Raw genomic sequence first — 22,808 nt, 5'->3', positions numbered from 1 at the left:
TCCTCCTTCTCAGAAGTCGATATCGGAGTCGAGTGGGTTCACCGGGCGTTCCAGCGAGATGCTCTCGTGGAACTCGGCCTCGGACTGGAACGGGTGGGAGTCCTCGCAGACGGCTCCCAGCTCGTGGAACGCGGTCCTCACGCGCAGGTGCACGTCCCTGGTGTACATGCTCTCGAAGGGGTCCTCGATGACCCATTTGCCGGCGACGATGCGGAGGATCCTCGACAGCCGGTGGTCCAGCGGAGCTCCGTCCGACCGACGAGGACCCCGGTTCCGGACGAGGAACCCGTAGCGCTGCAACGGAGTGAAGCCGTCCGCGCCGGGGTCGTCGATCGGCGGCTGCGGTACCGACGTGGTGTGTCGGATGAGGTCGAGCACCTCGGACTCACGGCCGGGCAGGTCGAGCAGCGCGTCGAGCTCCCGGCACACCGCCATGAGGTCGCCGGACCCGAGCGTGTAGTAGTACCAGTTCGGGGTGTGGCCGCTCGCCTCCTTGTCGGACCGCGTCGCGAGCCGCCGGAAGGCTTCGTCGCGGTCGCAGCGCACCCATGTCGGTTCCTTCTGCCAGCGGCGAAGCAGCAACCGCATCATCAGCGCCCGGGCCGAGCGTGCCGCTCCCGAGTTCTCGTTCCATGCCAGCCAGTGGCGGTCGTCGAGTCCGGTGAGGTCCTCGCCGAGGTCGTAGGTCCGGATGAGGTGATCGACGTCCTGGAGGTCCTTGGCGAGCGAGCAGATCGTCAGCGCTTCGAGCGTCCGGCTCTTGAGGTCGAGCTCGGAGTGTTTCAGCAGGGCCTTGATGAGGGTGTCGCCCAGGTGCTCCTTCAGCGTCGGGGCGTCCTCGGCGCCGCCGCGCTTCTGGCGGAGCAGGTGCTGGAGTCCGTTGTAGGCGCGCAGTCCGTCGATCGCCGGATCCTGGAGCAGATAGCTGGTGGCGGCCACGTATCCCCCGGTAAGTCCGAAGATGAGCCCGGGGAAGTAGTCGTCGATGCGGTGCGGTGTGCGGTCCGCCAGCTCGCGTGCTTCGGAGGGACTGAAGTCCGGGGCCGGGATCGCTTTCACCCTGCTCAGGAGAGGCTTCTCGGGAGTGCTGCTCACCAGCAGCAGTGGTAGCCGGCCGGCCCCCTGGTGGGCGGGCGAGGACTGCGCGGACCGGAACAGTGCGAGCAGCCCGCCGCCCCTGCTGGTCGGCTGCTTCAACGCGTCGACGTCGTCCAGGAAGACCACGCGCCGGTACTGGTCGGCGTCTTCGGCCTGATCGCGCAGATCGGCGAGGAAGGCGTGGACGAGCCACTCGTTGTGACTGGTCTGGATCATCCACTCTGTCTCGCGGTCCCGCTCCGCCTTCTCGGTTCCGGCCTGTTCCGGATAGGGGTTGATGAGCGAGCCCCAGGCCCGGGTCTTGAACCACTGCTCCACGGCGGCGCCGATCTTCCTGCGCGGCAGCGCGAGGGCGTGGCCGATCGGACGGACGGCGCCGATCTGGAACTTGAGGAAGAGTAGATTCACCTCCACCACGACGGTGACGGACGTGGCGGCATCGTCACGACGCTCGGGTCGTGCTTCGCGGTCGGAACGTGCCTGCCGCCTCCAGTGTCTGACCAGTTCGGGCCAGAATCTGGTGTAGTCGCTGACGGGGGTGAGGCCGTCGAGCAAGGCGGTGAGCACCAGGTCCAGCCTCGGGAAGTGGCAACGTGGCAGTCCCGGTATCCTGGCGCTCAACTGGTCCCGAATATCGCGGAAGAGGTCCGGCACGGTCTCCGGGCGGTATTCGTTGCAGTTGACGAACGCGGTAGGGGTGATCAGCCGCATGATCTCGTTGGACTGGGTGAGCAGGGTGGTCTTGCCGCTCCCGGAGGGACCGTGGACGATGAGGCTCCCGGACTCGTCCGAGTCGTCCCGGCAGGAATCGAGAATTTCGTCCAGGGGGCGGTCGCGGAGAATGGTCGATCCGGACACGTCGACCTGAGTGGACATGGGACGAAGTTTCATCTGGGAGTGATCTCCTGGATCGGCTTCGACCGAGGGTACTCCACGGGGGCGTGATTCGCTGGCCGCAATTCAGATTACGCGAGGACGGTGCCCCCGTGCCCCTTCGTGCAATTTCTTCGAAATCCCTGGTCGAGGTGAGGGGATTGGTCTGTTGAACTCCTAGGCATCGGCAGGGATTGATCCGCGGAGTTCGCGCAGGACGGCATCAGGGCCCTTGGCGCGGCAGACCCTCGGTAGTAGAATATTCTGCCGTGGATTCTTTGTATCATGGCTTGTTCGCTATCGCCCGCTGTGCGGATGTGACCGCGCGGGACGGCGAAGACCTCCACGGGCCTCCCGGTGGACTCGACCCGTTCACCGCTGTCGGTGCCTCAGTCGTGTCGGCTCTCCAGGCCAAGAATGGTTGCGCGTCGAGGTGGCTTTGCGAGCCGGTGCTGAGGCTTCCCTTTCGCTGCACGGGTGGGCCGACCGAGGAGCTTTGCGTCTTCTGTGCTTCCCCGGAACATGAGGATTCGAGCCCGTGTCCTTAAATTTTCTGTTCTTACCAGAGTGAAGTGCTCTCCGTCTTCAAACCTTGGTTCTCGGCCTTGATCGGCCATCCCGAGGACCCTGTCACTCCTGTCGGAGGTGCTCTTCGGTGTGAGACGCGGTTGCATCGGAGAAAGTGAGGAATTGGCCCGCGCGGCTCCCAACAGCGGTCCGGTCCCGACCATGTCCGAGGCCGCGTACACGTCGTACTGGAGGGCGCCGGCGTCGGCGGGGCGGGCGGCGCTGTTCGTGGAGCCGAGGGCGGTGGACGAGCAGGGTCGGGACGTGGAGCCGGGGGAGCTGGGCGAGGTGGTGTACCGGTCGCCGTGCTTCCCGGGCCCGTCCCCGAGAACCCCCGGGACGGTTGCCCCGGCCCCCGCCACCCTCCAGGATGGGGCGTACCGGAGGCCCCGGGGCCTTACCGACCGACGGGAGCACAGGGGCACATGAACGGTTCGACGACATCCAGCACCGTCGACGGCATCCTGCGGCGCAGCGCCGCCCGCTCGCCCGGCGCCACCGCGCTGACCTTCGAGGACCGCGCCTGGACCTACGCCGACCTGGACGCGGCCGTTACACGGGCTGCCGCCCGGCTCCTCGGTTTCGGCGCGGTCAAGGGGGACCGCGTCGCCGCCTACGGGCGCAACTCCGACGCCTACCTGATCGGCTTCCTGGCCTGTGCCCGGTCCGGACTGGTCCACGTCCCGGTCAACTACGCGCTCCGGGGAGAGGAGCTCGCCTACCTCCTGGGGCAGTCCGGCAGCACGATCGCCCTGGTCGACCCCGCCCTGCGGTCGGTCGTCGACGACCTGCGAGCCGAGACCGGGGTCGAGCAGGTCCTGGAACTGCGCGGCGGGCCGGACTCCCTGCTCGCCGACTGCCTGGACGGGCCGGTGCCCGAGTTCGACGCGGAGGTCGATGACACCGACCTGGTGCAGCTCCTGTACACGTCCGGCACCACCTCCCGCCCCAAGGGCGCGATGATGACCCACCGGGCGCTGGTCCACGAGTACCTCTCCTGCGTCGCCGGCCTGGACCTGCGGGCTGATGACGCACCGCTGCACGCGATGCCGCTCTACCACAGCGCCCAGATGCACGTGTTCCTCATGCCGTGGCTGGCGGTCGGCGCGGCCAACACGCTGGTGGAGGCGCCCGACCCGGCGGACCTGCTGCGCCGGATCGAGGCCGGGCGGCACGGGGCGTTCTTCGCGGCGCCGACCCTGTGGGTGGCGCTGGCCAACCACCCGGACTTCGACGTGCGGGACCTGTCCAGCCTGCGCAAGGCGTACTACGGGGCGTCTGTCATGCCGGGGCCGGTGCTGGAGAGACTGCGGGGCGCCCTGCCCGGACTGGGGTTGTACAACTGCTTCGGGCAGAGCGAGATCGGTCCGCTGGCCACGGTGCTGAGACCGGAGGAGCACGCCGAGCGGCCGGCGTCGGCGGGGCGGGCGGCGCTGTTCGTGGAGCTGAGGGTGGTGGACGAGCAGGGTCGGGACGTGGAGCCGGGGGAGTTGGGCGAGGTGGTGTACCGGTCGCCGCAGCTGTGCCAGGGGTACTGGGACAAGCCGGAGGAGACGGCGGAGGCGTTCCGGGACGGGTGGTTCCACTCCGGCGACCTGGTCCGCGCCGACGCCGGGGGATACATCGAGGTCGTGGACCGGATCAAGGACGTGATCAACACGGGCGGCGTGCTGGTGGCCTCCCGGGAGATCGAGGACGTGCTGTTCGCGCACCCGGGGGTGGCCGAGGCCGCGGTGGTGGGGGTGGCCGACGAGACGTGGATCGAGGCGGTGACGGCCTACGTGGTCCCCGCGCCGGGGGCGGACGCGGACGCGCTGCCGGGGCTGTTGGTGGAGCATGTCCGTCAGCGCCTGGCGCCGTTCAAGGCGCCCAAGGCGGTGCGGCTGGTGGAGGAGCTGCCGCGCAACGCCTCGGGCAAGATCCTCAAGCGCGAGCTCCGCGCCCGCCCCGTCTGAACGCCCTGCCGGCCCGGTGGAAGCGTTTCGACAGCTCAGGGCCGCTCAACGGCGCTGTGGTGTGAAGGGGGTGGACGCGGACGGGGCTGTTCGGACTCCACACCACCCGTGCCGCACAGCGTCGCCGGGGCGCGGCCGTGGACGGTATACGGCCCTGCGCCAGGATCCGCCATCTGCCCTCCCCTCCAGTTCCGCACACCAGCCGGCCTCTCGGATGGCCGTCGCCGACTCCAGCTTGAGCAGGTGGTGCTCGACGGACTCGTTCGACAGTCGGCACTCGGCAGTCCGTTTGGCGTTGTGGGTGGTTCACCGAGCTCGGCGACGGTGTCGCCGTCGAGCAGGCCTACTCCGCGGACGGGCCCCTGGTCGCCGGGCACTGGCGTGCGGGCGCCACCGGCGCGGGCGGCCAGGACGCCGCGGCCGGGCACGCGTCCCTGGTCAGCGGAGTCGCGGACCGGGGCGCGTCCGTGGTGCTGTTGGGCACCGAACCGCTGTTCCGCAACCACCCGAAGGGTTTGTTCGGCCAGGTCGCCCAGGCCGTCTACCGGAGTTCGGTCGCGCAGGAGAGCTGACCGGCCCTGCCCCGGACCGCCCCGGAGTTCTCCTCCGGGGCGGTTCCGGTTGCCGCGGGGGCTCGGACTTGCCCGCGAATTGTCGGTCCTTCGATTCCCGTACGGGAATCCTTTGACGGATCGTTCCCTGATTCCCCGCCCGGGTGAGCGACCCTGGAGGAAAGGGATTCCGCCTGTCCGGGGCGGGCTTTCACGTGGGGGAGTGGTGTGCCGTGCACGAACAACCGCCGGGTGGCCCCCAGTACCCCCAGCAGCCGCCGCCGGGGCGGCCTCCGTCGAGGAGGAGGGCGTGGCCCTGGGTGCTGCTCGGCTGCGGCGGGGCCGCCCTGCTGGTCCTCATCCTGGGTGTCGCGTGCACGGTGGCGCTGTTCGCCGGAGGGCCCGTCGAGGAGGAGTCGGGTGAGAGCGTCGGTATGGGTGAGCCCGGCACGGTCGGGCAGTGGGTGGTCACCGTGACCGACGTGGAGGAGGCCGCCACCTCGGGTGACGCGCCCGAGGAGGAGGCGCAGGGCGAGTTCGTCCTCGTGAACGTCACCGTGGAGAACTCCGGGACCGAGGCCGCGGTCTTCGACGATTCCGCTGTCAGCCTCATCGACGCCGACGGGAACACGTACTCCTCGAGCGGGACGGGGGACGACCCCCTGTTCGGGGAACAGATCGATCCGGGGGACCAGGTGTCGGGCTCCGTCACCGTCGACGTGCCGGAGGGGGCCGAGATCACGGCTGTCGAGGTGCGGAACGCGCAGTCGGGGGAGGGTCCGCTGCTGGTCCAGCTCGACTGACGGCCCGGCCGATCCGGCCCGTCCGACCACCCCGGACGCCTGCGAGGACGGCGGGCGTCCGGGGTTCGCATGCCGGGGCGGGGCCGGCGTCATCCGGGCGGCGCGGCGCCACGCGCCCGTCCTCCGCGCGACGGGGGAACGGTCGCCCGGCACAGGGGGCGTCGTGGTCGGCGCGGGTCCCACTGTCGCTCCTCTCCGGTCCCAGCCGTACCGAAATCCAGATGTTCAGAACATCCAGATTGTGAGAGTATCCTGATGTCGTTGGTCCAGGAGAGGAGTGGTGATGGTCCGGTTGACCCGGGTGCCGCGGCTGGAGCGCCCACGTGCGCCCGTGCCGGTGGCGGCGGTCGGACCGGCGGAGGCCGGTGAGGGGGCGGTGGGCGCCGTGGGCGTCCGGGGCGGCGGGGTCGTCCCCCGGCCCGACTGGCGCGGATCCGCCTGTGCGGCTTCGGCCGCCGGTCTCCCCACCGTCGCGCGACCACGGGGAGGCGGGACATGACCGGGGCAGGGACGCCAGCGGCCGACACCGGCCTCCTGGTGCTGCACGCCCTGCGCTGCGGCGGCCACTCCGGCCTCGCCCGCGTGGCCGCGGCCACCGGACTCGGTGAGTCCGACGCCGAGTCCGCGCTGATCGACCTGGCCGTCGCCGGTCTCGTCACGCATGAGGCCGGTGGCTTCGGCGGGTGGGGCCTGACCGCAGACGGACGTCTCGCGGACGCGGAGCGGATCACCGGCGAACTGGAGGCGGCGGGCGCCCGGACCGCCGTGACAGCGGCGTACGACGGCTTTCTCGTGCTCAACCCGGAGCTGCTCGACCTCTGCACGGCGTGGCAGCTCCGATCCGTCGACGGCGTCATGACCGTCAACGACCACAGCGACCCGTCCTACGACGCCCGCGTCCTCGACCGGTTCGCCGGGTTCGACCGAAGGGCCGCCGTCGTCGGAGCCGACCTGTCCGCGGCACTGCCCCGGTTCGGCCGCTACCGGACCCGCCTCGCCGGAGCCCTCGACCGCGCCGCCTCGGGCGAGTTGGAGCACGTGGCCGACAGCACCGTGTCGTACCACACCGTGTGGGCGGAGCTTCACGAGGACCTGCTGGCCACACTCGGGATCCCCCGATGAAGTGGATCCGCCCGCTCTCCGCGCAGACCACGGGGACGGCAGGGACACTGGGCGGCAAGGCGCACGGCCTCGTGGCGCTCCACCGCCTCGGGCTGCGGGTGCCCGCCGGGTTCGTCGTCACCACGGACGCGTGTCGCGCGTTCCTGCGCGAGGGACGCCTTCCGGAGGACCTCGACGGCGAACTCGCGACGGCCGTCACCGCGCTCGAAGCCTCCACCGGGCGCCGGTTCGGGGGACCACGGGCGCCGCTGGCGGTCTCCGTCCGCTCCGGGGCCGGTGTGTCGATGCCGGGCATGATGGACACGATCCTCAACCTCGGCCTCACGGACGCGGCCACAGCCGGGTTGGCGGCGGAGACGGGCGACCGGCGGTTCGCGCTGCACGCTCGGCTGCGGTTCCTGTCCGGTTTCGCCTCCGCCCTCACGGGCTCGGACTCCGGCGGCGGGGGAGTCCTTTTCGGCGGGGTGCCCGGGCAGGGGGACGGCGCGGACGAGGTCCGCGCCGCCGAGGCGATCGGAGCGGTCCAGAACCGCGTCCGGCAGCGGATCGGTCGGACGATCCCGGACGACGCGGCCCGCCAGTTGGAGCTGGCGGTCGGAACCGTGTTCTCGTCATGGGACACACCGCGCGCACGGACCTACCGTGAACTGCACGACGTCTCGCACGACCTCGGCACGGCCGTGATCGTGCAGGAGATGGTGTTCGGGAACCGCGACGGGCACAGCGGCACCGGGGTCGCGTTCAGCCGCGATCCCAACACCGGGGAGAACGCCCCGTTCGGCGAGGTCCTGTTCGGACACCAGGGCGAGGACGTCGTCTCCGGCAGAGCACTGACCCGGCCCCTGGGTGAACTCGCCGAAAGGGAACCGGCCGTGTGGAGCGGTCTGCTCGACGCGCTGGACCGGATCGAGGGGCACTACCGGGACGCGTGCTACGTCGAGTTCACCTTCCAGACCGGCGAACTGTGGATGCTGCAGGTGCGCCCCGGCCGGTTCGTCGGGGGCGCCGCCGTCCGCGTCGCGACCGACCTGGCCGACGAGGGTGTGATCGGGCGTCGGGAGGCGCTGCTCAGGGTCTCACCGCACCATCTCCGGCACGTTCGCACACCCCGCATGGAGACGGCGGGAACGGTCGACATCCTGGCCAGAGGGCTGGGCGCCTGTCCCGGGGTTGCGGTCGGCAGGGTGGCGACGACGGCCGACGGGGCGGTGCGCATGGCCGCGGACGGCCCGGTCGTCCTGGTGCGCCCGGAGACCTCCCCGCACGACATGCGGGGCCTGGCCGCAGCCACCGGGATCGTCACCGCCCGCGGCGGGCCGGCCAGCCACGCCGCGGTCGTCGCACGGGCGATGGGAAAGCCCGCCGTCGTGGGGGTCACTGGACTGGAGGTCGACGCCGCCGGCGCCACGGTGACCGCCGGCGGCCGCACCGTCGGCGAGGGAGCCCTCGTCACCATCGACGGGACCGGCGGCGAAGTCGCCCTCGGCCGCCCCCGCGTCGTCACGACCGGGGCCGACGCCCACCTGCGCCGACTGCTCGCCTGGGCCGACGACGTGTCGGGAGACCGCTCCGAACGCGATGAGGCCCGGCGTCTCGGTGACGCCCAGGCCGTACTCCGTCACGGCGGCTAGACCGGCCCGGCGCGTCGGTTCGACGCGCCGGACCGGCGCTCACGGCCGGGTGCCGGGCCCGAACCCCGTCCAACGCAGTTCGGGCGGGAGGTGGCCCATGTCGTTGTACGACAGCACCGTCGGGTCCGCGCCGTCGCGGTACTCGATCGCGGTCAGCGCCGTGTTCCCGCAGTTCAGCCCGAGCCACCGCGCCGGTGGCGCGTCCAGTGCGTGCCGCAGCAGCCAGGCCGCCTGGTAGGCGTGGGTGACCAGGACCTCGTGTGTCCCGGTCTCGGCGGGGCGGGCGAACCTGCGGATCAGCGCGTCCGCGAGGGCACTGCCCGCAGCGGCCTCCGCCGCGTCGTACCCGTCGAAGAACCCCGCCCACGCGGGGGGCATCTCGTCCGGTACGTACGGCACGTGGTCCGCCAGTTCGGCCGCCGCCCGCACGGCGACGCCGGGCAGGTGTCCGCCGATGATCCGGGCGGAGCCCACCGCCCGGGTGAGGGGCGAGTGCCACACGGTGTCGACCGGAAGGCCGGCCAGGCGCTCCCCGACCAGTTCCGACTGCCGCCTCCCGACGTCGGTCAACTCCCCGAAGGGGTCCGCCGCGCCGTGGCGCACCACGTACAGGCGCCGAGTCGCCATGGTCAGACCGCCCTTCCGGCCCGCGCCGAGGACCGCGCGGGGCGACCGGGTCCCCGTGCGGCTCCGCCCGCCCCGCGGGGCGGGCCCTGACACCTGTCCCCGCCCCCCGGCGCGGGTCCGCTAGGAGGGGGCGGGCGCACCGCGTTCCGCGTCGGACGAACCATCGCTGCTCCCCACCTGGACAACCGTAGTGAGATGTTCACATCATTCGGATGATTCTAACATCTGAAAGTATCCCGGGGGTCGGCGGAGCCCGACGTCCGTGCTGAGGCTCCGCCGACGCCGATCGGGCGGTTGACGGCACGGACGGCGCCCGCGCCCTTCGCCCGACCGGGCCGGAGCCCTCTGGCAGCCGTTCGGCAGGCGTCCGACAGGCGGGTCCGGCAACGTGCGGGGTGGAGGTGTTCACCGATGATCTTCATCGAACTTTTCGTGCCCCGGGGCTCCCTCGGCGCCGAGCCGCGCCGCCGTCTGGCCGAGCGGTTGGGCAACGTGGTCGAACTGACCCACGGCGAGGAGACGCAGGAGGGGTGGGAGGCGGTTCTGGGCTCCCTGCTCCAGGTGGTCGTCCACGAACCGGAGCTGTGGGTGGTCGACCAGCGGCTCCTGGAGTCCGGGGCGGCTCCCCGGTACCTCGTGCGGATCCATGTTCCGGCGCCGTGGCGCAAGGCCATGAGCGAGCACATGATCACCTACGTCACCAAGGTGATCTCCGAGGTCGAGTCCGACGCGCGACGCCCCTACCTGGAGCCCGTCGTGCAGGTCCAGGTGCTGGGAGTCACCGAGGGCAGCTACGGGCTGCTCGGCAGGGCGACCGACTCGGACGGCATCGTCGAGCTCATGAACGAGCCCTACCGGGAGGAGTACGAGCGGGGACGGGCGGTCCTCGATCCGATCTGCAAGATGTACGTGCCGCTGAACGACACGGCCATCACCCTGGAGTGGGAGGGGACCCTCCACGGGTTCTGCTGCACGGCCTGTCGTGAGGAGTTCCTGGAGAAGCGGCAGAAGGCCGCCGCGCGGGGGTGAGCGCCGTGCCTCGGGAGACCGGGGCCGGTACGGGAGGGGTGGACCGAGCGGCCTGGACGGGGTCCCGGTCCGCCCCCTCGCCTCCGGCCAGGGCGTCTGCCACCCCCTTGGCCAGTGCCAGGGCCCCCGTCGGGGACAGGGCTCCGCCGCGTTCCACGGCGGCGCGGTGCGTGCGCAGGTCCCGGGTCACCCGCGCCACGTCGGGGTGGCTGCCTCCCGGGCCGCCTCGCAGCACGCGGGCGGCGCCCAGCACCTCCGCCGCGCGCTCAGGGGCTCCTCGGAGCCGGAGGAGGTCGGCCAGGCCCACGCACACGTGGGCGAGCATCGGCATGTCCGGTACGGCCTCGACCAGGCCGAACACCCCGGTGAGGTGGCGTGCCGCCGCGTCGGGACGGCCGGAGGCCACGGCGAGGAACCCGGCGGCGGTCCCGTACAGGGCGCGGTCCGGGATCTCCTCGTCCTGCTCCAGACGCGCGGTGAGCCCCAGCAGGCGCCGGGCCTCCGCCAGGTCGCCGTCCGCGCGGGCCAGGTCGGCCAGGCACACGCGGGCCCGTGCCACCAGGCGGGTGGACGCGGACTCGGCGACCACGCCCAGCAGCTCGGCCCTGGCCCCCTCGGCGTCACCGGCGTCGACGCGCACCATCGCCAACCACACCTGCTGCCCGTCGTGGGTGCCCAGTTCACGGGTCAGGGATCGGGCCTCCTCCAGCAGGGCGACGGCCGCGTCGGTCTCGCCCGAGGCGGTCCGCGCGGTCGCCAGGCACATCAGGGCGAACGACAGGCCCCACCGCTCCCCGGCCTCGCGGAACCCCGCCACGGCCCGGGTGAGGTCGCGGACCCCCGCCGGACTGTTCCCGGATGCGGCGTCGAGGAAGGAGCGGACCAGCCACAGCATCGCCCGCGTCCACGGGTCGGGGTGCTCCAGGTGGGGTTCCAGGGAGGACAGGCCGCTTGCGGGGGATCCGTCGGCCAGGTCAAGGATCGCCGCGACGAAGGCCTCGACGGCGGTGCCGGTGCCCGCCGGTGCGGGCGCGTCGCGCGCCCCCGACAGCTCCCCGGCGAGCAGGGCGTTGAGGAGGTAGGCGGCGACGGCGCGCTGGAGGGGGTCCTCGTCCCCTGCCGGAAGGGGCTCCTTCGCACGGCCGGGGACGTCTCTCCCGGTCCCCGTGCCCCGGGCCCCGGTGCGGGGCGCGTCCCCCGCGCCGGCGGCCGCGACCGGCGCGGCGAGCAGAACCGGCCGGAGCTGACGCGCCGCCGTGGCGTGGTCGCCCCTGACGGCCCAGAACATGCCCATCACCGACCCCAGGCGCACGGCGGTGTCGGCATCCCCGCTGTCGCGGGCGAAGCCCAGTGCGGCCACGAGGTTGTCGCGGTCGTCGGACAGCCGGGACAGCCACTCCACCTGTCCGTGCCCCCGCAACCGGGGCTCGGCGCGCCCGGCCAGGTCCAGGAAGTGCGCGGCGTGGGCGGACCTGGCGCCGTGGACGCCGTCGGCCCCGTCCAGGCGTTCGAGGCCGAACTCGCGGATGGTGTCCAGCATGCGGTAGCGGTCGCCGTCCGCCACGAGCAGGGACCGGTCGACCAGCGAGTACAGGATCTCCTCCTCGACCCCGACGGCCTCGGCCGCCTCCGCGGTCAGGGCGGAGGCGAACACCGACAGTCGTTCGGCCGCGCGGCGTTCGGCCCCGGTGAGCAGGTCCCAGCTCCACGCGACCACCCCGCGCAGGGTCCGGTGGTGGGGCAGGGCGGTGCGGCTGCCGCCGGTCAGCAGCCGGAACCGGTCGTCCAGCCGGGCGGCGAGCACGGGGAGGGGCATCGACCGGAGGCGGGCCGCGGCCAACTCGATCGCCAGGGGCAGGCCGTCCAGGCGCCTGCAGATCCGGTCGACGCCCTCGGTGGGGGTGAAGTCGGGGCTGGCCTCCCCGGCCCTGTCGGTGAACAGCCGGACGGCGTCCCCCGGCGGGAGGGGGGACACCGGGCACAGCGCTTCCCCCGTGACCCCCAGCGGCTCGCGGCTGGTGGCCAGCACGCGCAACCGGGGGCAGCGTCCGAGCAGCTCCTCGGCGAGCCGGGCGGCGCCGTCGACCACGTGCTCGCAGTCGTCGAGGACGAGCAGGGTGTCGGTGGCCGCCAGCTCCGCGGCCAGGAGGGCGACGGGGTCGGAGGACACCCGCAGGCCGAGCGTCCGGGCGGTCGCGTGCGGGACGTCGCCGGGGTCGGCGACCGCGGTGAGTCCGACCAGCCAGACCCGTTCAGCACGTACGCCCGCGCCGTGACCCGCACCGGGTACGTCGGGGGCGCCGGCGTCGGGCAGGGCGTCGTCGGCGGCGACCGACGCGAGCCGGGACTTGCCCACCCCTCCCGGGCCCACCAGCGTCACCAACCGGTGTTCGGCCAGCCGTCGCGCCACGAGCCGCCGGTCGTCCCCGCGGCCGACGAAGCTGGTCAGGGCGGACCTGAGGTTGCCCCTCGTCGCCGCGGGCCCGGCCGGGCGCCCGCCGCGCAGCACCCGCAGGTGCAGTTCCCGGAGCCGCGGCCCCGGATCGGTGCCCAGCTCCTCGGCCAGGCGGGCGCGGTAGGACTCGTAGGCGTCGAGGGCTTCGGCGCGCCTGCCGTCGGCGTCCAGGGCGGCGACGAGCAGTGCGTGCGGGCGTTCCCTCAGCGGATGGTCGACGACGAGCCGTTCGAGCTCGTCGACGCGCGCGCCCGGGGCGGTGCCGGAGAGCGCGAGCTCGGCCTCGACCCGGTCCTCGACCGCGCCCAGTCGGAGCCGGCCCAGGCGGATCGCCGCCCCGACGGCGAAGGGCAGGTGCGCGGTGTCGGCCAGCGGGTCGCCGCGCCACAGCGAGAGGGCCAGTGACAGGTGCTCGGCCGCCGCGGAGGGACGGCCGTCCCGCAGGGCGTCCCGCCCCTCACCGGCCAGGCGCTCGAAGCGCAGGACGTCGACGGCGTCGGCGGCGAGGTCGAGGACGTACCCGGCGGGTTCGGAGCGCAGGACACCGGGAACGGGGAGTGCGCGGCGCAGCCGGGACACCAGGGAGTGCAGCGCGGACGCCGGGTTCTCCGGTTCCCGAGCCGTGGCGGACTCGGGCCAGATCGACTCCGACAAGGCGCCGTGGCCGACCGGGCGGCCCGCGTCCAGCGCGAGGCGGGTGAGGAGCGCACGCAGCAGGGCGCCGCCGACGTCCGTGGTCCGGCCGTCGGCGACCACCCGGAGGGGACCCAGGATTCCGACACGCATACCCGCATTGTCCCCGAGGGCCGGGCGGCCCCGTGAGGGCCCCGCGGGTTCGCGGCAGCGGCACCGCCCCGGGCGATGTGCCGCCCTCGCGGAGAGGGGGCCGGCGAGGGCCCGGGCGCCTCCGGGCCGGGTTTCCCGGGCCCCTTCGGGAGAGAAAAGGAAAATGGAAATCCATGGAAATCCTGTGTTACTCTGGCCGGGTCGGCGGCAGAAAAAGGAATTCCATTCTTTTCTCGTGCTTGCCTTTTCGGGTTTTTCTTGTAGTGTCCCGGCATGCCGATCAGCCCCTCTTCCCCTTCCGTCGTGCTGTCCGCCGCCGTGATGTCCCACCCGGACCGGCGGGCCTGCGCCCAGCGCGTCCTCGACGCCCTGGCGCTCCCGGGGGCCGCCCTGGCCCTCGACCCCGATCCGGACGGTCCGCCCAGCTCGCTGCGCAGCTCACAGGTGGCGTTCTCGCTGGCGGGTGCGGCCGAGAGCACGCACCACCTCGTCCTCCAGGACGACGTCCGCCTGTCCGACGACTTCCTGGAATCGGTGCGCAGCGCGGTGGAGAGCCACCCGGACGCGGCCCTCGCCCTTTTCGTCGAATGGGGTTCGCGGACCGCCTGCCTGGCCCGGTGGGCGGTATTCGCCGGAGCCGGAGCGGTTCCGGTGATCAACCCGTACATGCCCACCCTGGGAATGGTCCTTCCCCGGGAGCTCGCGGTGGAGATGGGCGCGTTCATGCAGGGCGCTGACGGCAGGTCCGACGACCGGGCAGCCCTCGCCTTCCTGCGCGGCAGGGGGATCCGGACCCTGGCGACGGTCCCCAACCTGGTGGAGCACCGCGAGCTGGCGAGCCTCAAGGGCAACGGGGAACACGGGGCCCGGCACGCGGTCTGCTTCGCGCGGGAGGGCGCCCGGTTCGGCGCGGAGGTGCTGGAGGTGCCGCCGCTCCTGCCGTTCCTGCGCTGGAACACCGGAACGGCTGTCGCCGTCGATCCCGCCGACGACGTGCCCGAGTCCCACCGGCCCCTGCTGGAGGTCCTCGTCGAGTGGGGCGCGACCGAACCTGAGCTGCGCCGGGAGTTCCGCGAGGGCGGGTTCCCCGGAGCCGTCGGGGAGATCGCGGCGGACGGCGCGTCCGCGGGGGAGGGCGCCGACCCCCTCTTCGACACCTGGCTCACCGCCGTCGCCTGCGGTGCGGTGCAGGAGCGGCACTGGCCCGGCACGGTGGCGTGGCTGCGTGACAGGTGGGACGAGCCCTGGGTGGTGCGGGCGCTGGGCACGTTTGCACCCGGGGCGCTGCGGCTCTTCGCCGACACGGAACGACTGGTGGCGCGGGCGGAGGAGTCGGCCCCGGCGGTGCTCGCGGCCATGGAGTACGGGACCCGGTTCGAGGGGGTCGGCCCACCCGCCCGGCCTGCCGGAAAACCCGTGGTGCCGCACGGTCCCCGACCGTAGGCTGCCTGCCATGACCACACCCCACCCCTTGCTCCGCACTGCGGAGATCACCCCCGAGAACGTCGACGCCGCCCTCGGGGTCAGGGTCCGTGAGGACCAGAACGCCTTCGTGGCCCCCGTCGTCCGCTCCCTGGCCGAGGCCTACGCCTCCCGCGCCACCGCCTGGCCCCGGCTGATCCTGGACGGGGACGGGGCCGTCGGCTTCGTCATGGCCAACTTCGCACCGGGGGAGGAGGACCCGGACTTCCGCTGCGGCATCTGGCGCCTCAACATCGCCGAGGGTGCGCAGCGGAGGGGCTACGGCCGGTTCGCGGTCGGGGCCGTCGTCGAGGAGGCGCGCAGGCGCGGGAACCGGCGGCTCACGGTGATGTGGGTGCCGGGGGAGGGGAGTCCTGAGGACTTCTACCTCGGACTGGGGTTCCGGCCCACCGGGCGGGTGGTGGAGGGCGAGGCGGTCGCGGAGATGCTCCTCGACTGAAGGAGCCCCCGCCCCCGCCCCCGGCGCGTGGCGGGGGCGGGAGCAGTCGGCGTGGAGGCGGGCCCGGGTGCCCGGGCCCGCCGTCGCGGCCTAGTGGCCCCGGTCGAGCCACTCCTGGAGGTGGGGTGCCTCCGCGCCGACCGTCGTCGAGTCGCCGTGCCCGGTGTGCACCACCGTGTCCGGGGGCAGGGTGAGCAGCCGGTCGCGGATGGATCCGACGATCGTCGGGAAGTCCGAGTAGGACCGCCCGGTCGCCCCCGGTCCTCCCTGGAACAGGGTGTCCCCGCTGAACAGGGCGCCCAGCGCGGGCGCGTACAGGCACACCGCTCCCGGCGCGTGGCCCGGGGTGTGCAGCACGGTCAGGTCGGTTCCGGCCACGGTCACCGGCAGCCCGTCGGACAGCTCCCCGTCGGGGGCCCGGTCCGGGTGGGTCATGTCCCACAGCACCCGGTCGTCGGGGTGCAGCAGGATGGGCGCGCCGACGGCGTCGGCCACCGCGGGGGCGGCGTTGACGTGGTCGTTGTGCGCGTGCGTGCACACCACGGCCACGACCCGGCGCCCGCCCACAGCGGCGACGATCGCGTCGGCGTCGTGGGCGGCGTCGACGACCACGACCTCCTCGTCGTCACCGACCAGCCAGACGTTGTTGTCGACCTCCCACTCGCCGCCGTCCAGGGCGAACACCCCGGAGGTGGTCAGGTGCTCCACGCGCGCGCCGCTCACAGCCGCACCACCGAACGCAGGACGTCGCCGCGCTCCATGCGGGCGAAGGCCTCCTCGATGTCCCCGAGGCCGATCTCCTCGCTGACGAAGCCGTCCAGGTCCAGGCGGCCCTGGAGGTAGAGGTCGACGAGCATGGGGAAGTCGCGGGAGGGCAGGCAGTCGCCGTACCACGACGACTTCAGGGAGCCCCCGCGGCCGAACACGTCCAGCAGGGGCAGCTCCAGGCGCATCTCCGGGGTGGGCACGCCCACCAGGACCACGGTGCCCGCCAGGTCGCGGGCGTAGAACGCCTGCTCGTAGGTCGAGGGCAGGCCGACGGCGTCGATGACCACGTCCGCGCCGAAACCGCCGGTCAGCTCGCGGATCGCCTCGACGGGGTCGGCGGCGGAGGCGTTGACCGTGTGGGTGGCGCCGAACCCGCGCGCCTGGTCGAGCTTGCGGTCCTCCAGGTCCACGGCGATGATCCGGTTCGCCCCGGCGAGGCGGGCCCCGGCGACGGCGGCGCAGCCCACGCCTCCGCAGCCGATGACCGCGACCGAGTCGCCGCGGGTCACGCCGCCGGTGTTGACGGCGGCGCCGATCCCGGCCATGATCCCGCAGCCGAGCAGCCCGGCGGCGGCCGGTGAGGCCTTCGGGTCGACCTTGGTGCACTGCCCGGCGGCCACGAGGGTCTTCTCGGCGAACGCGCCGATGCCCAGGGCCGGGGAGAGCTCGGTGCCGTCCTCCAACGTCATCTTCCGGGTGGCGTTGTGCGTGTCGAAACAGTACTGGGGCCGTCCCCGCCGACAGGCGCGGCACTCACCGCACACCGCCCGCCAGTTCAGGACCACGTAGTCGCCGGGCCGGACGTTCGTGACGCCCTCGCCGACGGACTCCACCACGCCCGCGGCCTCGTGGCCGAGCAGGAACGGGTACTCGTCGTTGATGCCGCCCTCGCGGTAGTGCAGGTCGGTGTGGCAGACCCCGCACGCCTGCACCTTGACCACGGCCTCCCCGGGGCCCGGATCGGGCACGACGATCGTGGTCAGTTCGACGGGTGCTCCCTTGGCACGGGAGATCACACCCTGTACCCGCTGAGACATCTCTGCTCCCAAGACGTGGCTGTTCGGCGGAGCCGGAGGGCTTCGCTCCCGCCACCATGCCCCACCGGGATCACACATGTCCAACATGTGAGATGTGTGGGATTCACGCGTGGGAGTCATCAATCGGGTGCTCGTCGCGCAGCAGGTCGAGGAAGGCCCGCGTCGCGCTGGAGGGGTGGGCCCCGCGGGGCGTCGCCAGCCCGACCCGCCACCGGGTGCCGCCGGGCAGGGGTGCGCTCAGCAGCCCCGCCGCCTGCGGCTTGTCCACGACCGGGCGCGGTACGACCGCGACCCCCATCCGCCGGCGCACCAGGTCCAGGAGGGTGTACACGTCGTTGACCTGGAGGGCCACCCTGCGGGTGATGCCGAACTCCGCGAACGCGAGGTCCGCGCAGTCCCGCGCGCCCCAGCCCGGGTGCAGGTCCACGTAGTCCTCCCGCGCCAGCTGGTCCAGCACGTCCCCGGCGTCGATCGCGTGGTCGGGGCCTGCCAGCAGCATCAGCGGCTCCTCCGTGATGTGCAGCAGGTCCACGCCCTCCTCGCCGTCGAGCGTGCCCGCCACCAGGGCCGCGTCCAGCCGCCCGGCCCGCACCTGGTCCATCAGCTGCCCCGTCGCCGCCTGCTGGAGGTTGATGGCCACCTCCGGGTGCAGTGAGCGGTAGGCGTGCAGCAGGGGCGCCGCCTCCACCACTCCCATGCACTGCTCGGTGCCCAGCGCCAGGGCGCCGCGTACCCCGTGGCGGTCGGCGACCAGGTCCCTGAGGCCGTCGGCGGCGGAGAGGATGCGCTGGGCCTCGGCCCACAGCATCCGACCGGTCGGGGTGGGGGTCACGCGCCGGGTGGTGCGCAGCAGGAGTTGGGTGTCGAGGTCCTTCTCCAGCGCGCGAATGGACGCGGACAGACCTGACTGGGTGATGCCGAGGTACTCGGCGGCGCGGGTGAAGTGCTGCTCCTCGCACACCGCGGCGAAGTGTCTCAACTGTCGAAGCTCCACTGCGACAGCCTAGCCAGCGGCGTTGACCGCGTTGACCGGATCGACGGGACCGCTGCGGACCGCCGGGCCGGCCCCCGCAGCGTTCCCGTGCCCGTGGCGGGTCGGGCGCCGGGGCCGGTATCGAGCACCAGCGCACCCGCCCCTACCGGCCCCGGACCAACGGCACGGTGGAGCGGACCCACCCCACCCCGGCCGAGGGGCTGGCCCACGCCCGCCACTGCGCCGGCGAGGCCGAACGCTCAGAGGCGTTCACGGGGTGGTCGCACCACGACGGTCACCACCGGTTCCACACGGCGATCAGCGGCACTCCCGCCACCCGCGTCACCAACCTCTCCGGTCAGCACACTAGAGGGACGTGCTCAGGCCCAGGCCGAGACCGCCGTCCACGGGGATCTCGGCGCCGGACGTGAAGGTGGCCTCGAACCCCAGGAACAGGACGGCCCGCGCGACCTCGGCGATGGTGCCGTGGCGGCCCATGGGGGTCGCCTCGTCCCCGACCCGCATGAACTCTCCCCTGGTCTCCTCCGTGAGGCCCAGGACCCCCATGGAAGGGGTGTCGACGAAGCCCGGCGCCACCGTGTTCACCCGGATCCGGCGCGGCAGCAGCTCGGAGGCGAGCACCCGCGAGAAGCCCAGCACGGCCGCCTTCGTGCCGGTGTACACGCTCATACCCGGAACCCCGCCCACGTTGGTGACCGACGTGGTGAACACGATGGACCCCCCGTCGGCGACCAGCGGCAGGAGCCGCTGCACCGTGAAGAACGCCCCCTTCGTGTTGACCGCGAACATCCGGTCGTAGGACTCCTCGGTGACCTCCGTGAACGGGGAGAACTCCGAGGTGCCCACGTTGACGTGCAGGAAGTCGATCCCGCCCAGGGCCGACTCCACGATCTCGGCCAGCGCCTCGGTGTCGGCCAGGTCCGCGGCGTCGGCGCGCACCACGTGCACCTCCGGCCCCAGCCTGCCGCGAGCCTCCTCCAGGTTCTTCTCGTTGCGCCCGGTCAGCAGGACCCGTGCCCCTCCGGCGACCAGGTCCTCGACCACGCCCAGGCCCATGCCGTGCGTCCCACCGATCACCACGGCCCGCTTGCCGCTGTACTCGCTCATGTTTCCCACCAGGTGTCTCCCCGTGGGGAGGCCCGGCGGCCTCCCCGTGTGAGCACCACGATGGCCGCGGCCGCCACGGGTCCCCCACGGGGACACTACGGTTGGGGCATGCGATTCGGGGTGCTGGGTCCGCTGGCCGTGTGGACCGACGAGGACGAGCCCGTCAGGATCGGCGACGCCAAGGTCCGCGCGCTGCTCGTGTCCCTGCTGCTGGCCCGGGGAAGGCTGGTGCCCGCCGACCGCCTCGTCCGCGACCTGTGGGGGGAGCACCCGCCGACCCGCCCCACCGCCGTCCTCCAGGCCCGGGTCTCCCAGCTGCGCGGCGACCTGGAGCGCGCCGAGCCGGGGGCGCGCTCCCTGGTCCGCCACCGCGCCCCCGGCTACCTGCTGGAGGCGGACGACGTCGACGCCGCCCGGTTCGAGGACCTCCTGAGGCGGGCGGGCGCGGCAGCCGACCCCCGCACCAGGGCGGACCTGCTCACCGGTGCTCTCGACCTGTGGCGCGGCCCGGTCCTCCCCGAGTCCGCGGACGCCGAACCCGTCCTGTCCGCCGCCGCGCGGTGGGACGAACTGCGGGTGACCGCACTCGAGGAGCGCGCCCTGGCCCGCCTCGACCTGGGCGAGCACTCCGCCCTCGTGGCCGAGCTCGCCGACGAGGCGCCCCGGCACCCCTACCGCGAACGCCTCCACGCGGCCCACATCCGCGCCCTCTACGGCGCGGGCCGCCAGGGCGAGGCGCTCGCCGCCTACGAACGCCTCCGCGCGCGGCTCACCGGAGAACTGGGGATCGACCCGGGTCCCGAGCTGACGGACCTGCACCGCGCCGTCCTGGCCCAGGACCCCGCCCTGGGTCCGGTGCGCGGCCGGGAGCAGGCCGCCCAGCCGGGGTCCCGGCCCCCGGAGCAGCGGCACACCGCGTCCCCGGGGGCCGGTCTCCCGCCGGCCCCCCTCGGGGACCTGGTCGGACGCGACGCCCACCTCCGCGCCCTGCGCTCCCTGACCGGGGACCGGCGCCTGGTCACCCTCACGGGCCCCGGAGGGGTCGGCAAGACCCGGCTGGCCCTGGCGGTGGCGGCCGGGGAGCCGGCCGGCGGTGTGCGGTTCGTGGAACTCGCGGGCCTTCCACCGGGAGGCGACCCCGTCCCCGTCCTGGCCGCCGCCCTCGGGGCGCGCGACGACGGCGCCGCCTCCGGCCCGGGGCTCCTGGACAGAGTGGCCGAACTCCTGCGCGGCGCACACCCCCTCCTGGTCCTCGACAACTGCGAACACGTCGTGGACCCCGTCGCCGCCGCGGTCTCCCGGCTGCTGCGCGCGGTCCCGGGACTGCGCGTCCTGGTGACCAGCCAGGTGCCCCTCGACGTCACCGGCGAGCACCTGTACGCGGTTCCCCCGCTGGACCTCCCGGAGCCCGGAGCCGACACCCCCGAGGACCTCGCCGCCTCAGGCGCCGTCCGGCTCTTCACCGCCCGGGCCCGGGCCGCCGTCGCGGGGTTCGTGCTCGACGCCGACACCGCACCCGCCGTGGCCACGGTGTGCCGCCGCCTGGACGGGATCCCCCTCGCCCTCGAACTGGCCGCCACCCGGCTGCGCCACATGCGGGCGGCCGACCTCGCCGCCCGCCTGGACGACCGCTTCGCGCTCCTCGGGGTGGGGCGCCGCGACGCGCCCGCACGCCAGCGCACCCTGCGGGCGGTGATCGACTGGAGCTGGGAACCCCTCGCCGCCCCGGAGCGCGCCGTGCTCTCCCGCCTGGCGGTCCACGCGGACGGCTGCGACCTGGCCACCGCCGAGGAGGTCTGCTCCGACGCGGACGACGTCGCCCCGGCACAGGTGCTGGACCTGGTCGGCTCCCTCGTCGACCGGTCGCTCGTCGTAGCCGCCCACCACCCCGCGGGAACCCGCTACCACCTCCTGGAGTCGGTGGCCGCGTACGCGCTCGAACGCCTGCGTGAGGCCGGGGAGGAGGGTAGGGCCCGGGCACGCCACGCGGCGCACTTCGCCGACCTGGCCGAACGCGCCGACTCCCTCCTGCGGGGCGCCGACCAGGGGTACTGGTTGGGGCGCCTGGACCGCGAGAACGCGAACATGCGCGCGGCCCTGGAGTTCGCGGTCGGCGAGGGCGACGCAGTCCTGGCCGCCCGTCTGGCGAGCGCCCTGTGCTGGTACCGGTACCTGCGCGGGCGCACCGGGGAGGCGCGCGCGGCCCTGGACGCCGTGCTGTCCGTGCTCCCCGACCTGTCCGCGGACGCACAGGCCCCGGAGGCAGAGGACCAGGACGGTCGAGCCCGGCGTGCCGGGGCCGCGCGCGCCGAGGTCTCCGTGTGGCGGACGGCCCTGTCCGTTCCCGCGTCCGAGGACGACCGCGCCAGGCGTGCCACAGTCACCGACGACCTCGCCCGGGTCCCGGACCCCGCCGTCCGCGCCCGGCTGGCCTGGTTCGTGGAGCTCACCCGCTGGGGGCTCGGAGACCTGGACCGCTCGACGCGGCGGACCGAGGAGGCCCACGCCGCGGCACGGGAGGCGGGCGACCCCTGGGGTGCGGCCGTCTGCCAGGTGGCCCTCGCCCAGACCGCGTTCGTCCGGGGCTCCCTCGAGGAGGCCCTGCGCCTGGCGTCCGAGGGCGAGCGGGTCCTGCGCGACCTGGGGGACCGGTGGGGCGTCCTCCAGGCCTCCGACGTCCTCGCCCAGACGGTGGAGGCGCTCGGGGACCTCGCGGGTGCGGCCGAACGGCACACGGAGGGGCTGAGGATCGCCGAGGAGCTGCGGCTGTGGCACACGGTCTCCCTCACACTGTCCGGCCTGGGCAGGATCGCGTTCCTGGACGGCGACCTGGACCGCGCCGACGCCCTGCACACCCGCGCGCTGCGTGTGGCGCAGGAGCACTCCGACGCGCCGGCCGAGCAGTTCGCCGACGCCGGGATCGCGCTGACGGCGCGCCGCAGGGGCGACCTGGACCTGGCGGAGCGGTCGCTGCGCCACCGCCTGGAGTGGAACCGGCGTGCGGACGGCAGGATCGGGACCGCGTTCATCCTCACCCAGCTGGGGTTCGTCGCCGAGCAGCGCGGCGACGCCGCCGGGGCGCTCGACCTGCACCGGGAGGGACTCGCGGAGGCCGAGCGCAGCGGGGACCCCCGGGCCGTCGCCCTCGCCCTGGAGGGGCTGGCCGGGGCGCGCTCCCTGTCGGGGGAGTACGACGGCGCAGCCGCACTCCTGGAACGCGCCCACGCCCTGCGCGACGGGGTCGGCACCCCGCTGCCCGCCGCCGAGCGCTGGGACGTCGACCGGATCACCGGGCGGATCCGGGCGGGCTCCCGCTCCGGCTGAGCGGGGTGCCAGGACGCCGGACCGGCCCGGGACACGGTGTCGTGGAGACGGGGACGCCCGGCCGCGACCGGTGCCGCCCGTGGCACGGGCAGGGCCGGTCGCGGCCGGGCGGAGGGGACGGCGGGAAGGGGAGAGGCGGTGCCCGCCGGGGGACGGCGGG

General features: G+C 73.6%; 15 protein-coding genes. 8 read left to right on the top strand and 7 right to left on the bottom strand.

Features of this window, described 5'->3' with window-relative positions:
* Positions 1 to 9 precede the first annotated feature (9 nt).
* On the bottom strand, positions 10 to 1,974 hold the full coding sequence (locus Q8791_RS25075) for a P-loop NTPase family protein (RefSeq protein WP_330094264.1): 1,965 nt from the start codon (positions 1,972 to 1,974) through the stop codon (positions 10 to 12).
* Positions 1,975 to 2,963: 989 nt separating this feature from the next.
* Between Q8791_RS25075 and Q8791_RS25070 the strand changes: the two genes are divergently transcribed.
* The 4 genes from Q8791_RS25070 (at position 2,964) to Q8791_RS25055 (ending at position 8,600) form a co-directional block, all read left to right on the top strand.
* Entirely contained in the window at positions 2,964 to 4,493 is a 1,530-nt protein-coding gene (locus tag Q8791_RS25070) for a fatty acyl-CoA synthetase (RefSeq protein WP_330094263.1), read from the top strand.
* An 871-nt stretch (positions 4,494 to 5,364) separates the two neighbouring features.
* On the top strand, positions 5,365 to 5,847 hold the full coding sequence (locus Q8791_RS25065; RefSeq protein ID WP_330094262.1) for a DUF4352 domain-containing protein: 483 nt from the start codon (positions 5,365 to 5,367) through the stop codon (positions 5,845 to 5,847).
* Between the two features lie 495 nt (positions 5,848 to 6,342).
* Entirely contained in the window at positions 6,343 to 6,969 is a 627-nt protein-coding gene (locus Q8791_RS25060; protein WP_330094261.1) for a transcriptional regulator, read from the top strand.
* Positions 6,966 to 8,600 (top strand): pyruvate, phosphate dikinase, encoded by a 1,635-nt coding sequence (locus tag Q8791_RS25055; protein WP_330094260.1) that lies wholly within the window; start codon positions 6,966 to 6,968, stop codon positions 8,598 to 8,600. The genes Q8791_RS25060 and Q8791_RS25055 overlap by 4 nt, the downstream gene beginning before the upstream one ends.
* A gap of 39 nt (positions 8,601 to 8,639) precedes the next feature.
* On the opposite strand, the gene Q8791_RS25050 is transcribed toward Q8791_RS25055, so the two are convergent.
* Positions 8,640 to 9,227, bottom strand: coding sequence for a histidine phosphatase family protein (locus tag Q8791_RS25050; RefSeq protein ID WP_330094259.1), 588 nt, complete (start codon positions 9,225 to 9,227; stop codon positions 8,640 to 8,642).
* 411 nt (positions 9,228 to 9,638) lie between these two features.
* Here Q8791_RS25050 and Q8791_RS25045 point away from each other — a divergent pair, with 411 nt between their 5' ends.
* The gene (locus Q8791_RS25045) at positions 9,639 to 10,256 is read left to right on the top strand and encodes a YHS domain protein (RefSeq protein ID WP_330094258.1); all 618 of its coding nucleotides are present in this window, start codon (positions 9,639 to 9,641) and stop codon (positions 10,254 to 10,256) included.
* Here Q8791_RS25045 and Q8791_RS25040 read toward each other — a convergent pair.
* Entirely contained in the window at positions 10,159 to 13,497 is a 3,339-nt protein-coding gene (locus tag Q8791_RS25040) for an ATP-binding protein (protein WP_330094257.1), read from the bottom strand. The two genes, Q8791_RS25045 and Q8791_RS25040, sit on opposite strands and share 98 nt — an antisense overlap.
* Positions 13,498 to 13,770: 273 nt before the next feature.
* Between Q8791_RS25040 and Q8791_RS25035 the strand changes: the two genes are divergently transcribed.
* Both Q8791_RS25035 and Q8791_RS25030 read left to right on the top strand, forming a co-directional pair.
* On the top strand, positions 13,771 to 14,940 hold the full coding sequence (locus Q8791_RS25035) for a glycosyltransferase family protein (RefSeq protein WP_330094256.1): 1,170 nt from the start codon (positions 13,771 to 13,773) through the stop codon (positions 14,938 to 14,940).
* 10 nt (positions 14,941 to 14,950) lie between these two features.
* Positions 14,951 to 15,418: a GNAT family N-acetyltransferase gene (locus Q8791_RS25030; protein ID WP_330094255.1), complete on the top strand. Its 468-nt coding sequence runs from the start codon at positions 14,951 to 14,953 to the stop codon at positions 15,416 to 15,418.
* A 90-nt stretch (positions 15,419 to 15,508) separates the two neighbouring features.
* Here Q8791_RS25030 and Q8791_RS25025 read toward each other — a convergent pair whose 3' ends face one another.
* The 4 genes from Q8791_RS25025 to Q8791_RS25010 all read right to left on the bottom strand — a co-directional run bounded on the left by Q8791_RS25025 (position 15,509) and on the right by Q8791_RS25010 (position 19,324).
* Entirely contained in the window at positions 15,509 to 16,141 is a 633-nt protein-coding gene (locus Q8791_RS25025; RefSeq protein ID WP_330094254.1) for an MBL fold metallo-hydrolase, read from the bottom strand.
* Entirely contained in the window at positions 16,138 to 17,223 is a 1,086-nt protein-coding gene (locus Q8791_RS25020; protein WP_330094253.1) for an S-(hydroxymethyl)mycothiol dehydrogenase, read from the bottom strand. The genes Q8791_RS25025 and Q8791_RS25020 overlap by 4 nt, the downstream gene beginning before the upstream one ends.
* 103 nt (positions 17,224 to 17,326) lie before the next feature.
* Positions 17,327 to 18,217 (bottom strand): LysR family transcriptional regulator, encoded by an 891-nt coding sequence (locus tag Q8791_RS25015; protein ID WP_330094252.1) that lies wholly within the window; start codon positions 18,215 to 18,217, stop codon positions 17,327 to 17,329.
* A gap of 345 nt (positions 18,218 to 18,562) precedes the next feature.
* Positions 18,563 to 19,324, bottom strand: coding sequence for an SDR family oxidoreductase (locus Q8791_RS25010; protein ID WP_330094251.1), 762 nt, complete (start codon positions 19,322 to 19,324; stop codon positions 18,563 to 18,565).
* 108 nt (positions 19,325 to 19,432) lie between these two features.
* On the opposite strand from Q8791_RS25010, the gene Q8791_RS25005 reads away from it, so the two are divergent.
* Positions 19,433 to 22,648: a BTAD domain-containing putative transcriptional regulator gene (locus tag Q8791_RS25005; protein ID WP_330094250.1), complete on the top strand. Its 3,216-nt coding sequence runs from the start codon at positions 19,433 to 19,435 to the stop codon at positions 22,646 to 22,648.
* The last annotated feature ends 160 nt before the right edge of the window (positions 22,649 to 22,808 follow it).

It is taken from the genome of Nocardiopsis codii (genome assembly GCF_036327455.1).
Taxonomy (GTDB): Bacteria; Actinomycetota; Actinomycetes; order Streptosporangiales; family Streptosporangiaceae; genus Nocardiopsis; species Nocardiopsis codii.
Note: the sequence above shows the minus strand (reverse complement) of the source record. Positions and strands in the feature narration are given on the sequence as shown.